This window comes from Candidatus Purcelliella pentastirinorum (assembly GCF_003391335.1).
In the GTDB taxonomy this organism is placed as follows: domain Bacteria; phylum Pseudomonadota; class Gammaproteobacteria; order Enterobacterales; family Enterobacteriaceae; genus Purcelliella; species Purcelliella pentastirinorum.
In genome coordinates this window covers 182,589-196,048 of sequence record NZ_CP028374.1, presented here as the reverse complement: position 1 = coordinate 196,048, position 13,460 = coordinate 182,589, and the positions used below count along the sequence as shown (strand labels likewise).

Here is a 13,460-nt window from a genome sequence, read left to right as displayed (position 1 = left end):
TTTTATTTAAATATTATTTTATTTATTTAAATATTTATATTTTTGTTTAAATGGAGAGTTTATGAAAAATATTTTTAAGGATAATTCTTTAACTATAGGTAACACTCCTTTGGTTAGATTGAATAGGATAGGTGATGGTAATATTTTTGTTAAAATTGAATCACGTAATCCTAGTTTTAGTGTTAAATGTCGTATTGGTGCAAATATGATATGGGATGCAGAAAATAAAGGTATTTTAAATAAAAATGTAGAATTAATTGAACCTACAAGTGGTAATACTGGAATTGCTTTAGCCTTTGTATCTGCTTCTAGAGGATATAATTTGACTTTAATTATGCCAGATTCAATGTCAATTGAGCGTCGCAATTTACTTAAAGCTTTAGGTGCTAATTTGATATTAACTGATGGTATTTATGGTATGAAAGGTGCTGTTTCTAAAGCTGAAGAAATGTTCGCTAATAATTCTGATAAATATTTACTTCTTCAACAGTTTAATAATCCTGCTAATCCTGATATACATGAAAAGACCACTGGTCCTGAAATATGGAATGATACTGATGGACTTATTGATGTTTTCGTTGCTGGTGTTGGTACTGGAGGTACTTTAACTGGAGTAACAAGATATATAAAGAATATTAAAGGTAAAAAAGATTTATTTACTGTCGCTGTTGAACCTTTAGATTCTCCTATTATTACTAAAGTTATGACTGGTAAAAATATGAAAATAGGTAATCATAAAATTCAAGGTATTGGCGCAGGTTTTATTCCTGAAAATTTAGATCTGAATTTAATTGATCGTGTTATAATGGTATCTAATGAATCAGCTATGGATATGGCTAAAAGATTAATGAAATATGAAGGTATTCTATCTGGTATTTCTTCCGGTGCTGCTGTTTATGCTGCCTTAAAGTTACAAAGAGAAAAAATATTTTTAAATAAAAATATTGTTGTTATTTTACCATCATCTGGTGAACGCTATTTAAGTACATCATTATTTTCTTTTTTATCTTAATATTAATTAGTTAAATATTTTATATTTTTGATTAAGTTTTGTATTTTTATTATTATATGATAAAACTATATTAATTTTTTTTTTATATATGTAAAATATATATTGTTTTAAAAAAAATTAATTATAATAAGTTAAATTTTTTTTTTTATTTCATCAATTTTAAATTTTAATCTTTTTAAGAATACTTATATTTGTTTTTTATTATTATTAATTTTAATCTTCAATGGAGAAAATAAAATGTTTCAGCAAAATGTGACGATTAAAGCAATACATGGTTTACATATTCGTCCAGCTGCTAAATTTGTTAAGGAGGCGAAAAAATTTGTTTCAAATATTACTGTTATATTTAATAGTAAATCTGTAAATGCTAAAAGTCTTTTTAAATTGCAAACCATTGGTTTATCTCATGGTAGTATTGTTACAATTTGTGCTGATGGTAAAGATGAAAGAGAGGCTGTTGACCATTTAGCTAAAATATTATCTGAATTACAGTAATTTAATTGATATAATAAATATTATTTTTATCATTTTTTATTTTGTTAATATCATCCTATATAATATTTTTTATGAAATCTATTATACTATGTTAATTAAGGTATATTTATGAATTCAGGAATTTTGGCATCTCAAGGATTAGCTTTTGGAAAAGCTCTTTTATATAAAGAAGAGAAAATAATTATTAATTATAATAAAATTTCAATTAATGAAGTAGATAAAGAAATTAAAAGGTTTATTGATGCTCGTCATAAATCCATTGTTCAACTTAAATCTATTGTAAAAAAAGCTAATAAGTTATTTGGTAGAAAAAAAGCAATTATTTTTGAAGGTCATATTCTTCTTTTAGAGGATATTGAATTAGAACAGGAAATAATAACTTTAATTAAAAAATTAAATTTTACAGCTGATGCTGCTATATTTTCTGTGATGAATGATCAAATAATTGCTTTAAAAAATATTAATGATATTTATCTTAAAGAACGTGTTATTGATATACATGATATTAGTAAACGTTTATTACATAATATTCTTGAATTAGAAATTATAGATTTAAGTTTAATAAAAGATAAGATTATTTTAATAGCAAAAGATTTAACTCCATCTTTAATAGCTCAATTTGATATTAAAGTTGTTATCGGATTATTAACTGATTTAGGTGGTAGTACTTCTCATACTTCAATTATAGCTAGATCATTAGGTTTACCAGCTATAGTAGGTTTAGGTAATATTACTTCTAAGATTAAAACTGGAGATATTGTAATTTTAGATGGTATAAATAATAAATTTTATATAAATCCATCTTCTGATATTATTAATGAATTTAAGTTGCTTAGAAGAAAATTTTTTATAGAAAAAAATGAATTAAAAAAGATTAAAGATCTTACTGCTGTAACTTTAGATGGTCATATGGTAGAGATATCTGTTAATATAAATAAGATAGATGACGTTAAAAATGTTTTTTCCAGTGGCGCTGAATCTATAGGTTTATATCGTACTGAGTTTTTATTTATGAATAGATCTTCTTTACCTGATGAAGAAGAACAGTTTTTAGTATATAAAGATATTGCTAAACGTATGAATAATAAGCCGATTGTTATAAGAACCATGGATATAGGTGGTGATAAGTATATATCTTATTTAAATTTCCCTAAAGAAGAAAATCCATTTTTAGGATGGCGTGCCATTCGTATTATGATGGATCGTAAGGATATACTATATTCTCAAATTCGTGCTATTTTACGTGCTTCTTATTTTGGTAAGTTATATATTATGTTTCCTATGATAATTTCTTTAGAAGAAGTTTTATTTTTAAAAAAAGAAATAAGTAAAATTAAAATTGAATTATTTAATGATGGATATTTTTTTGATAATAATATTAAAATTGGAGTTATGATAGAAACTCCCTCTGCAGCAATAATTTCTAATCATTTAGCTAAAGAAGTAGATTTTTTTAGTATAGGTACTAATGATTTAACACAATATACTTTAGCAGTTGATCGAGGTAATGATTCAATATCACATTTGTATAATCCATTTTCTCCAGCTGTTTTATATTTAATTAAAAGAATAATTAATTACTCTCATATTGAAGGTAAATGGACGAGTGTTTGTGGGGAATTAGCTTCTGATAGAAATGCTGTTGTTTTATTATTGGGTATGGGATTAGATAAATTTAGTGTAAATATCACTTCTGTTGCTAACGTTAAGAAGATTATTAGAAATACTAATTTTTTTAAAGCAAAAAAATTAGTTAAGAATGTTTTATCCGAATCAACAGTTGAGGGTGTAATGTATTTATTAAATAAATTCATTAGGAAAAATAATATTTTAAATATTTAATAATTAATTATTTATTATAACGAGGTATTTCATAATGTTTTTTTCTAAATTAAGAAATAAAAATATTTCAAGGGTTGCTATTCAAATATTTGCTCCTTTATCTGGTACAATATTATCTATTAGTAAAGTTCCTGATAAGGTTTTTTCTAAAAAAATAGTTGGTGATGGAATAGCAATTAAACCTATTGATAATGTAATTGTTTCCCCAGTTAATGGTATTATAGGTAAAATTTTTAGAACTAATCATGCTTTTTCTATTGTTTCTCATGATGGTGTTGAATTATTTGTTCATTTAGGAATTGATACTGTTAATTTAAAAGGTAAGGGTTTTAAAAGGATTTTAAATAATGGTAAATTAGTAAATATAGGTGATCCTATTATTGAAATAGATTTGAATTTTATTTTAGAAAATGCAAAATCTATTATTACCCCTGTAATTATTTCAAATGTAGAAAATTTTTACAAGATAAAAAAATATTCTGGTACAGTATTAGCTGGTAAAACACCTGTACTAGATGTTTTTAAATGATTTATTTTTTGTTAATTAATTTTAAATTTGTTATAATTAATTTTATTTTTGGTTTATTTTTTTATTTTAATTTTGACAATTATAGGTATTTAAAATTTATATATTAAAATGAGTAGAAATATTGTTGTACTAGGTATTCAATGGGGTGATGAAGGTAAGGGTAAAGTTGTTGATTTTTTATCAAAAAAAGCTAAGTATGTTGTGAGATGTCAAGGTGGTAATAATGCTGGTCATACTTTAATTTATAATGATAAAAGAATTGTTTTACATTTAATTCCTTCTGGTATATTACATTCTAATATTATACCTATTATAGGTAATGGTGTTGTTTTATCCCCTGTTGAATTGTTAAAAGAAATATTTTTATTGGAAAAAGAAGGTATTAATATTCGTAATAGATTAATATTATCTCCATTATGTCAATTGGTTTTAGAATATCATGTAGAAATGGATATAGCCAGAGAAGAATTTTTAGGTAATAAATCTATAGGTACTACTGGAAGAGGTATTGGTCCAGCTTATGAGGATAAAGTAGCAAGACGAGGATTACGTATAATTGATTTATTTGATATGGATGGTCTTTGCTTAAAATTAAAAGATATATTAAATATTTATAATTTTCAACTAAAATTTTTTTATAAAAGAAAATCTGTTAGTTATGATTTAATTTTAAATAATTTAATTAATATTTCAGAAATTATTAAAGATATGGTTCTTGATGTAACTAATCTCTTAAGGAAAGTATCTAAGAATAATTTATTTACAATTTTTGAAGGAGCTCAAGGAGTATTATTAGATATAGATTATGGTACTTATCCATATGTTACTTCATCAAATACTACTATAGGTGGTATTATAACTGGTACTGGTATAAGCATAAGAGATATTAAATATGTATTAGGAGTAATGAAAGCGTATACTACTAGAGTAGGTTTTGGCCCGTTTCCAACAGAACTGTTTGATGAAACAGGTGAGTATTTATGTCATGCCGGCAATGAATATGGATCAACTACTGGTAGGAAAAGACGTGTAGGATGGTTAGATTTAGTCGCTGTTAAAAAAACTATTTATTCTAATTCTTTATCTGGTATTTGTATAACTAAATTAGATGTTTTAGATAAATTAAAAGAGATAAAAATTTGTATTGATTATCGTTGTACTTCTAATTTATCTTCATATATGTTACAATCCGGTATGTTACCTGATAAATTAGAACCTGTTTATGAGATTATTCCTGGTTGGCAAAAGAGTACGTGTGGTACAAAATGTTTGAATGATTTGCCCCTACTAGCTTTGAATTATATTCGTAGACTAGAAGATATTCTGGGTATTTCTATTGATTTTATATCTACTGGGCCTAACAGAGAGGAAATAATAATTTTAAATGAAAGATTTTGATTCTATTTTTCATTTTTTTGGTTTTAATAAATTTTATTTAATTAAATAAGTTATGGGTGAAATTTTATATGGTATACATACTGTAAATAATTATCTTAAACATCATCCAGATAAAATAAAAATGGCTTTTATTATTAGAAATAGTAATAGTCTTTCTTTAATAAAATTAATAAAAGAAATAAGTAGGTTTGATATTTCTATACAATTTGTTGATGTTAATTGGATTAATAGAAAGTTAAATAATCATACATTATTACATCAAGGAATATTGATTTATATTAAAGATGATATCAAATATGAAGAAAGCGATTTATATTTTTTACTTAGTAGGAGAAAATGTCGTTCATTATTAATTTTAGATGGATTAACTGATGTTCGTAATTTAGGTTCTTGTATTCGTACAGCTAATGCTGTAAATGTAAATGTAGTTATAGTACCCAAGTATAGAAGTGCTAAATTAAATTTAGTTGCTAAAAAAGTAGCCAGTGGTGGAGCAGAAGGTGTAGTTTTTATACGTGTTGATAATTTAGTTGAAACTATAAATTGTATTAAGGGATTTGGTTTTAAGATATTTGGTATTACTTCCGATGCTACAGATATAATATATAATGCAGATATGAATGAACCATTAGCATTAATTTTTGGTTCTGAAGATAGAGGTATACGTTGTATTATTCGTAATCAATGTGATAATTTATATAGTATTCCTATGTTTGGTAATATTTCTTCGTTAAATGTTTCTGTGTCAGTTGGTGTTTGTTTATATGAACTTTTACGTCAACGTTTGTTTAAGTGAAATTATTAAAATAGATTTTTTAAAAATTGTTTTAAATAATAATTTAAATTTTATTTATTAATAGGAATGATAATGAGATATTATGAGATTGTACTTATGATTCATCCTGATCAAAGTGAGTTTATACTTAAGATTATAGATGATTGTAAAAGAAATATTATAAATTTGGGAGGTATATTCCATTATTTAGAAGATTGGGGAAGGCTTCAATTAGCATATCCTATAAAAAAGTTACATAAATCTCATTATATTTTAATGTATATTGAAATATTAGAAATAGGTATTAATAAATTAAAGAAAATATTTAGTCTTAATGAAAATATTATACGTAATATAATTATTAAAATTAAAAAGATAAATAAAATACCTTCTCCTATCATGAAAGTTGTAAATGAAAATAAAATAGATATTGGTATTGATAATATTAATACTGTTTAAATTTTATTTTTTCATTTTTAATATTATGTAAAATTCTATAAGGATTAAATTATGATTCGTTATTTTAGAAAACGTAAGTATTGTCGTTTTACTAGACAAGGTATAAAGGAAATTGATTATAAAGATATTTCTATGCTGAAAAATTATATTACTGAAAGTGGTAAAATAGTTCCTAGTAGGATTACAGGAACTAGTTCCAAGTATCAGCGACAACTTTCACGTGCTATTAAAATTGCTCGTTATTTATCTTTAATACCTTATACTGACTATCATAAATAAAATTTTAAGTTTATAATGTGGTTATTGTTATGATAAAAATAATTTTATTGGAAAAAGTTTTAGGTTTAGGTATTTTAGGTAATGTTGTTTATGTTAAATCTGGTTATGCTCGTAACTTTTTAATTCCATTTGGAAAAGCTATTATTGCTACAGATACTAATATTAAACATTATAAAAATATTAAATATCAAATGCAATTGGAATATAAAGAAAAATATGATTTTGCTAAAAAACGTGCTAAAGATATAATTTCTTTGAATCCAATTATAATAAAACGTAGAGTTACTAAGAATGGTAAATTATTTGGGTCTGTTAATAAATCAGATTTAATTAATTATTTTAATAATATGGATATTAAAATATATAGAAATGAGATTATTTTTGATCATTTAATACGTAAATCTGGAGAATATAATGTTTCTATAAAATTAAATCCTGAAGTAATAATACAAATGTTAATTAAAGTGATATCTGATTATTAGATTATTTATATTTTATATGTATATTAATGAATATTTTAAATAAAATATGTAATATAGTTAGAATTGCCGGTGATGCTGTCATGAAAATTTATCATGGTAATTTATGCTTATATATTAAGCATAAATATGATTGTACTCCAATTACTATTGCTGATTATATATCTAATAATATTATAATTAATAAATTAAGTTTATATACTCCTAATATACCATTTTTATCAGAAGAAAATTTATTATCATGGGATAAACGTAAAAGTTGGCGTAATTATTGGTTAATTGATCCTATGGATGGTACAAAAGAATTTTTAAATCGAAATGGGGAATTTACAATTAATGTTGCTTTAATAAATGAATTTGGATTACCTATTTTAGGGGTTATTTATGCTCCAGCTATTAATATAATGTATTATGCATATGAAAATAAGGCATGGAAGGAAGATGCTTATGGACATAGAGAAAGGATTAATATTTCTAATTTGTATCCACCTACTGTTATAATTAGTAGATCTCATTATGATAATAGAATTAAAGATTATTTAGATATTTTAGGAAAACACAATTTAATTTTATCAGGTTCTTCTTTGAAATTTTGTTTAATAGCTGAAGGTTTAGCACAATATTATCCAAGATTTAATGCTACTAGTATTTGGGATATAGCAGCCGGTCATGCTATTTTGTTAGCTGCAGGTGCTTATTTGCATGATTGGAACGGTAACTCAATTAATTATATTCCTAAAAGATCTTTTATTAATTCAGGATTTTTAGTTAGCGTAAAATGTAATATTTAAGATAATTTATTTTATTTTTTTATTTAATTTTAATTAATTTATATATCTATATTAATAGCTTTTAATGCGTTTTGTTCGATAAAAATCCTTCTAGGAGATACTGCATCTCCCATAAGGGTATTAAATAATTTGTTAGCATTTTCAATATCATTAATATTTACACGTAACATTCTTCTGTTTTTTGGATCCATTGTTGTTTCCCATAACTGTATTGGATTCATTTCCCCTAATCCTTTATATCTTTGTATATATAGTCCTTTATTTGATTCTTTTATTATCCATTTAATTCCATTTTTTAGATTTGTTATAATCTTTTTTTTATTATTAATTTGAAATGTTATATTATTTTTTGTTAATCCTAATTTATTTATTTTTTTACCTAAAGATAATATTTTATTATATTCTTTGCTATTAAAGAAATTATTATCAAAAATATATTTTTTTTGTATACCGTTATGTTTTATTTCAATATTTAATTTTATTTTATTTGGTTTTACATTATTACTGATATTTTTTATACAAAAATTATTGTTTTTTTTATTAATTTTTTTTATTAAATTATTAATTATATTTTTTATTTTTTTTTCATTTTTAATATCTAATATCGGATTTTTTATTAATTCTTGTAATAATGGTTCTGGATAATTATATTTCATTTGTTTTATTATTTTTTGTATTTTTAAGAATTTTATTATTAATTTTTTTAATTTTTTATCTGTTATTTTTAATTTTTTATTTGTATATATTATTGTATTTTTTATTGCATTATTAATTTTATATTTTTCCATTGTTTCATTATCTTTAATATATTTTTCTTTTTTACCTTTTTTTATTTTATATAATGGTGGTTGAGCAATATAAATATGTCCTCTTTTTATAATTTCTGGCATTTGTCTATAGAAAAAAGTTAATAACAGAGTTCTTATGTGTGCACCATCTATATCTGCATCTGTCATGATTATTATGTGATGATATCTTAATTTATCAGGATTATATTCATCTTTTCCTATTCCACAACCTAATGCTGTTATTAAAGTAGAAATTTCTTGTGAAGATAACATTTTATCAAAATGTGCTTTTTCTACATTGAGAATTTTTCCTTTTAATGGTAAAATAGCTTGATTTTTTCTATTCCTTCCTTGTTTTGCTGAACCTCCTGCAGAATCACCTTCTACTAAGTAAATTTCTGATAATGATGGATTTTTTTCTTGACAATCTGCTAATTTTCCTGGAAGTCTAGATATTTCTAAATATATTTTATTTCTTATTATTTCCCTTGTTTTTCTTGCTGCTTCACGTATTTTCGCTGCTTTTATAATTTTATTTATAATTGTTTTTGCATCATTTGGATTTTCTAATAAATATTCTGAAAAGTTTTCATTTATTTGAGATTCTATTGTTGTTCTTATATTTGATGAAATCAATTTATCTTTTGTTTGTGAAGAAAATTTTGGATTTGACATTTTTATTGATATTATTGCAACTAAACCTTCTCTTGTATCGTTACCTGTAATTGTTATTTTATTTTTTTTATTGTTATAGTTTGTTTCTTTTTCTATATAATTATTTATTGTTCTAGTTATTGCTGATTTAAGTCCTGCTAGATGTGTTCCCCCATTTATTTGTGGTATATTATTTGTAAAACAATATATATTTTCTTTGAAGTTGTTATTCCACTGTATTGCTACTTCTATATTTATTTTCTTTTTATTTGTGGAAAAATAAAAAATATTATTGTTAATTATAGATTTATTTTTATTTATATATTTTATAAATTCTGTTAAATCTCCATAATTATAATATTTTTTTTCTTTTTCTTTTCTTTTATCATATATGTGTATTTTTAACCCAGTATTTAAAAAAGATAATTCTTTTAAACGATTTGATATTATTTTATATTTAAATTTTGTTATATTTTTAAAAATATTTTTATTAGGCCAAAAATGTATTTTTGTACCATTTTTTTTTGTTTTTCCAGTTATTTTTAATGATTTTTTTGGTTTACCGTATGTATAGGTTTGTTTATATATTTTCCCGTTTCTATTAATTGTTAATTTTAGTTTTTCAGATAATGCATTTACGACAGATATTCCAACACCATGTAATCCTCCTGATATTTTATAATTATCATTGTTAAATTTACCTCCTGCATGTAATATTGTCATAATAACTTCAGCTGACGAGATCATTTCTTCAGGATGTATATCTGTCGGTATTCCTCTACCATTATCTTTAATAGATATTGATTGATCTTTGTATATTATTATTTTTATTTTATCACAATACCCAGCTAGTGATTCATCTATTGCATTATCTATGACTTCGAATACCATGTGATGTAAACCGCTACCATCTTCTGTATCACCAATATACATACCAGGTCTTTTTTTAACTGCATCTAATCCTTTTAAAATTTTTATGCTTGAAGAATCGTAATATTCTGACATGTTTGATGTTCCTATATAGTTTTTTATTTTTTTTATTAATATTATTTTTGCATACAAGTTATAATTTCATTGGCATAATTATGTACAATGATGATGTTTTTTCTTTATTTTTTTGTATTTGTACAGCTGATTTATTATCTGTTATTAACATTTTTATCAATTTACAGTTTAGTATATTAATTATTTCTAATAGATAAATTATATTAAAACATATTTCTATTTTATTATTTTGTTTATTTATTTCTATTTTTTCTTCAGCTTCTTCTTTTAATTGATTATTTATCTTTATTGTTAATATTTTTTTTTCAATTATTAATTTTACTCCTTTTATTTTATTGTTTGATAAAATAGAAACTCTATTTAATGAATCTTGAAATATTTTTTTCTCTATTTTTATAATTGAGTTTGGATATTTTGGTAATGTACTTTTATAATCAGGGAAATTGTTTTTTATTAATCTAGAAGTAAAAATAAAATTATTAGTATATATTCTAATATTATTATTATTAAGTTCTATTTTTAATTTTTCTTCTTTTTTTTTATAATTTATTAATTTTTTCAATTCTATTATACTTTTTGATGGTATTATTATTGATTTTGGTTTTTTTATATCATTTGATACTTGTATTTCACATATTGCTAATCTGTGTCCATTAGTTGCAACTGATGATATTTTTTTTTGTTGAATTTTTAAAAATATTCCGTTTAAATAATATCTTATATCTTCTTTTGCCATTGAAAATTGTGTTTTTTTTATTAAATTGTTTAATATATTTTTTTTTATGTATATAGTATTATTTTTTTCCCAATTTTGCATTTTAGGGAATTGATCATATGGTATATTTGATATGGAAAATTTACTTTGTTTAAAATAAATAAGCAATTTGTTATTTTTTAGATTAAAATTTATTTCTGATTTTTTTGGTAGATTTTTGCATATTTTGAATAATTTATTACCAGATACTGTTGTTGCCCCTGGTTTATATTGTTTTTTTATTTTAATTTTAGCAGATATATCAATTTCTAAATTGCTGCTATATAATAACAATTCATTATTATTTATCTTTAAAGCAATATTTGATAAAATAGGTAATTTAGGTTTATTTGATAAAGGACTTATTATTGGTTTTAGTATTTTTATTAAATCTTCTCTTATTAAGTTGAATTTCATTTTATTTTTTAGGAAGAAAGTTTTTTTATTATTTTATTTAAATCTTCTTCAAGACTATAATTTTCTCTGCATAATTTTTTTATTTTTTTACATGCGTATAATACAGTAGTATGATCTCTTCCACCAAAGGAATTTCCAATTTTGGATAAACTATAATTTGTTAATTTTTTAGCTACAATCATTGCAATTTGTCTTGGAATAGTTATCGATTTTATTTTACATTTTGATATCATATCATTTATTTTTATTTTATAATATTTTGCTATTGTTTTTTGTATTTTTTTTATTGTTATTAATTTATTATCTTTAAATATTATATCTTTTAAAACATTTTTTACAAAGTTAATTGTTATTTTTGATTTTTTAAAATTAGATTTAGCTATAATTCTATTTAATGCACCTTCTATTTCTCTTACATTTGTTTTTATATATTTAGCGATAAATTCCGCTGTTTTATCTGATAATATTATGTTATTTTTTTTTGTTTTTCTAATTATTATTTTTATTCTTGTTTTTAAATCTGGTGGTTTTATGAACATTGTTAATCCACATTCGAATCTTGATATCAATTTGTTTTTTAATCCTTTAAGAGCTTTGGGATGTTTATCAGATGTTAATATAATTTGTTGTTTATCTTCTAATAATGAGTTAAATGTATGAAAAAATTCTTCTTGTGATCTTTTTTTATTTGCAAAAAATTGTATGTCATCTAATAATAATACATTTACTGATCTATAATATTTTTTAAAATTATCTATTTTATTATTTTTTAATGCCATAACCATATATTGAACAAATCTTTCGGAATTTACGTATACGACTTTTATATTATTATTTTTTGAAATTATTTTATTTCCTATAGCATTTAATAAATGTGTTTTACCAACTCCAGTGGGTCCGTATATAAAAAGTGGATTATATTTTTTATCTAAATTTTCTGCTATTTGAAATATTAATGTTTTAACAAATTTATTGGATTTACCTTCTATAAAATTTTTAAATTTATATTTTTTGTTAATATTAGATTTATATATTGAATTCATTTTTTTATTTTTTTAGTATCTTTTATTATTAATTAATTTATTTTTTTTTATTGTTATTTTATTTTTTTATTTTACTATTATAATATTATTTAAGTAAATAATTTATATTATTTATATATTTATTTTTTATTAATTTTAAAATTAATTTATTTAAAACATATAGTATTAGAGTGTTTTTATTAAATTTTGTTTGTAAGGATTTTATCCATATACTAAATTATGTAGTTGTTAATTTATTTTTTAGCTTTATTAAAAATTTTTGCTAAAAATATTTGATATTCTCTGTTTTTAAAAATTAATAAAAACAAGTATTTATCTAAAATTATAAATTTAATATAATTAAAATGATATCATATTATATAAATTGTATACATAGAATATATAATTTAATTAATTTATATTTTTTTATATAACATATTATTTAATATTTTATTTTTTAATTATTTTATTAAATCTTGTAACTTTTTATTTTAGATGTTAATTTAATATAACGTTATATATTTAGATTAATGTTTTTATTTAACAGAATAATTTATGAGAAAATTTTAATTTATGAAACGTACATTTCAACCTTCTTTAATAAAGCGTAGTCGTTTACATGGATTTCGTGCTAGAATGTCTACTAAAAATGGTCGTAATATTTTAGCTAGAAGACGTTTTAAAGGTCGTATTCGTTTAACTGTTTTATGGTGAAAAATAAAATATTATTCTGTTTATGATTTTTTTAATTTTTTATTTTA

Annotated in this window: 14 protein-coding genes; 11 read left to right on the top strand and 3 right to left on the bottom strand. The window is 22.0% G+C overall.

Annotated features, from left to right (window positions below; genetic code table 11):
* The first annotated feature begins 61 nt into the window (after positions 1-61).
* The 10 genes from cysK to cysQ all read left to right on the top strand — a co-directional run bounded on the left by cysK (position 62) and on the right by cysQ (position 8,059).
* The gene (gene cysK / locus C9I82_RS00895) at positions 62-1,012 is read left to right on the top strand and encodes a cysteine synthase A (protein WP_115955980.1); all 951 of its coding nucleotides are present in this window, start codon (positions 62-64) and stop codon (positions 1,010-1,012) included.
* A gap of 237 nt (positions 1,013-1,249) precedes the next feature.
* On the top strand, positions 1,250-1,507 hold the full coding sequence (locus C9I82_RS00890; RefSeq protein WP_115955979.1) for an HPr family phosphocarrier protein: 258 nt from the start codon (positions 1,250-1,252) through the stop codon (positions 1,505-1,507).
* 108 nt (positions 1,508-1,615) lie between these two features.
* Positions 1,616-3,349: a phosphoenolpyruvate-protein phosphotransferase PtsI gene (gene ptsI / locus C9I82_RS00885; RefSeq protein WP_115955978.1), complete on the top strand. Its 1,734-nt coding sequence runs from the start codon at positions 1,616-1,618 to the stop codon at positions 3,347-3,349.
* 34 nt (positions 3,350-3,383) lie between these two features.
* Positions 3,384-3,878: a PTS glucose transporter subunit IIA gene (gene crr, locus C9I82_RS00880; protein ID WP_115955977.1), complete on the top strand. Its 495-nt coding sequence runs from the start codon at positions 3,384-3,386 to the stop codon at positions 3,876-3,878.
* Positions 3,879-3,986: 108 nt separating this feature from the next.
* Positions 3,987-5,276 (top strand): adenylosuccinate synthase, encoded by a 1,290-nt coding sequence (locus C9I82_RS00875; RefSeq protein ID WP_115955976.1) that lies wholly within the window; start codon positions 3,987-3,989, stop codon positions 5,274-5,276.
* Between the two features lie 52 nt (positions 5,277-5,328).
* On the top strand, positions 5,329-6,072 hold the full coding sequence (gene rlmB / locus C9I82_RS00870; protein ID WP_115955975.1) for a 23S rRNA (guanosine(2251)-2'-O)-methyltransferase RlmB: 744 nt from the start codon (positions 5,329-5,331) through the stop codon (positions 6,070-6,072).
* Positions 6,073-6,144: 72 nt separating this feature from the next.
* Positions 6,145-6,510 (top strand): 30S ribosomal protein S6, encoded by a 366-nt coding sequence (gene rpsF / locus C9I82_RS00865; protein ID WP_115955974.1) that lies wholly within the window; start codon positions 6,145-6,147, stop codon positions 6,508-6,510.
* 51 nt (positions 6,511-6,561) lie between these two features.
* Positions 6,562-6,789 (top strand): 30S ribosomal protein S18, encoded by a 228-nt coding sequence (gene rpsR / locus C9I82_RS00860; protein WP_115955973.1) that lies wholly within the window; start codon positions 6,562-6,564, stop codon positions 6,787-6,789.
* Positions 6,790-6,818: 29 nt separating this feature from the next.
* Positions 6,819-7,271, top strand: a complete 453-nt coding sequence (gene rplI / locus C9I82_RS00855; protein WP_115955972.1) for a 50S ribosomal protein L9 — start codon at positions 6,819-6,821, stop codon at positions 7,269-7,271.
* Between the two features lie 32 nt (positions 7,272-7,303).
* A complete protein-coding gene (gene cysQ / locus C9I82_RS00850) occupies positions 7,304-8,059 on the top strand; it encodes a 3'(2'),5'-bisphosphate nucleotidase CysQ (RefSeq protein WP_115956246.1) in 756 nt (251 codons plus the stop codon).
* Between the two features lie 38 nt (positions 8,060-8,097).
* On the opposite strand, the gene gyrB is transcribed toward cysQ, so the two are convergent.
* Genes gyrB through dnaA form a run of 3 tightly spaced genes read right to left on the bottom strand, consistent with a single transcriptional unit; the run spans position 8,098 to position 12,720 of the window.
* Positions 8,098-10,506 (bottom strand): DNA topoisomerase (ATP-hydrolyzing) subunit B, encoded by a 2,409-nt coding sequence (gene gyrB, locus C9I82_RS00845; protein ID WP_115956245.1) that lies wholly within the window; start codon positions 10,504-10,506, stop codon positions 8,098-8,100.
* A 58-nt stretch (positions 10,507-10,564) separates the two neighbouring features.
* Entirely contained in the window at positions 10,565-11,677 is a 1,113-nt protein-coding gene (gene dnaN / locus C9I82_RS00840; RefSeq protein ID WP_115955971.1) for a DNA polymerase III subunit beta, read from the bottom strand.
* An 8-nt stretch (positions 11,678-11,685) separates the two neighbouring features.
* Entirely contained in the window at positions 11,686-12,720 is a 1,035-nt protein-coding gene (dnaA, locus tag C9I82_RS00835; RefSeq protein ID WP_408607969.1) for a chromosomal replication initiator protein DnaA, read from the bottom strand.
* Positions 12,721-13,272: 552 nt separating this feature from the next.
* Between dnaA and rpmH the strand changes: the two genes are divergently transcribed.
* Positions 13,273-13,413, top strand: a complete 141-nt coding sequence (gene rpmH, locus C9I82_RS00830) for a 50S ribosomal protein L34 (RefSeq protein WP_115955970.1) — start codon at positions 13,273-13,275, stop codon at positions 13,411-13,413.
* Positions 13,414-13,460 lie beyond the last annotated feature (47 nt).

What these genes read in the sequence shown, in the direction of transcription:
- cysK (WP_115955980.1), top strand. Translation starts at nt 62, where the DNA reads ATGAAAAATATTTTTAAGGATAATTCTTTAACTATAGGTAACACTCCT.
- C9I82_RS00890 (WP_115955979.1), top strand. Translation starts at nt 1,250, where the DNA reads ATGTTTCAGCAAAATGTGACGATTAAAGCAATACATGGTTTACATATT.
- ptsI (WP_115955978.1), top strand. Translation starts at nt 1,616, where the DNA reads ATGAATTCAGGAATTTTGGCATCTCAAGGATTAGCTTTTGGAAAAGCT.
- crr (WP_115955977.1), top strand. Translation starts at nt 3,384, where the DNA reads ATGTTTTTTTCTAAATTAAGAAATAAAAATATTTCAAGGGTTGCTATT.
- C9I82_RS00875 (WP_115955976.1), top strand. Translation starts at nt 3,987, where the DNA reads ATGAGTAGAAATATTGTTGTACTAGGTATTCAATGGGGTGATGAAGGT.
- rlmB (WP_115955975.1), top strand. Translation starts at nt 5,329, where the DNA reads ATGGGTGAAATTTTATATGGTATACATACTGTAAATAATTATCTTAAA.
- rpsF (WP_115955974.1), top strand. Translation starts at nt 6,145, where the DNA reads ATGAGATATTATGAGATTGTACTTATGATTCATCCTGATCAAAGTGAG.
- rpsR (WP_115955973.1), top strand. Translation starts at nt 6,562, where the DNA reads ATGATTCGTTATTTTAGAAAACGTAAGTATTGTCGTTTTACTAGACAA.
- rplI (WP_115955972.1), top strand. Translation starts at nt 6,819, where the DNA reads ATGATAAAAATAATTTTATTGGAAAAAGTTTTAGGTTTAGGTATTTTA.
- gyrB (WP_115956245.1), bottom strand. Translation starts at nt 10,506, where the DNA reads ATGTCAGAATATTACGATTCTTCAAGCATAAAAATTTTAAAAGGATTA.
- dnaN (WP_115955971.1), bottom strand. Translation starts at nt 11,677, where the DNA reads ATGAAATTCAACTTAATAAGAGAAGATTTAATAAAAATACTAAAACCA.
- dnaA (WP_408607969.1), bottom strand. Translation starts at nt 12,720, where the DNA reads ATGAATTCAATATATAAATCTAATATTAACAAAAAATATAAATTTAAA.
- rpmH (WP_115955970.1), top strand. Translation starts at nt 13,273, where the DNA reads ATGAAACGTACATTTCAACCTTCTTTAATAAAGCGTAGTCGTTTACAT.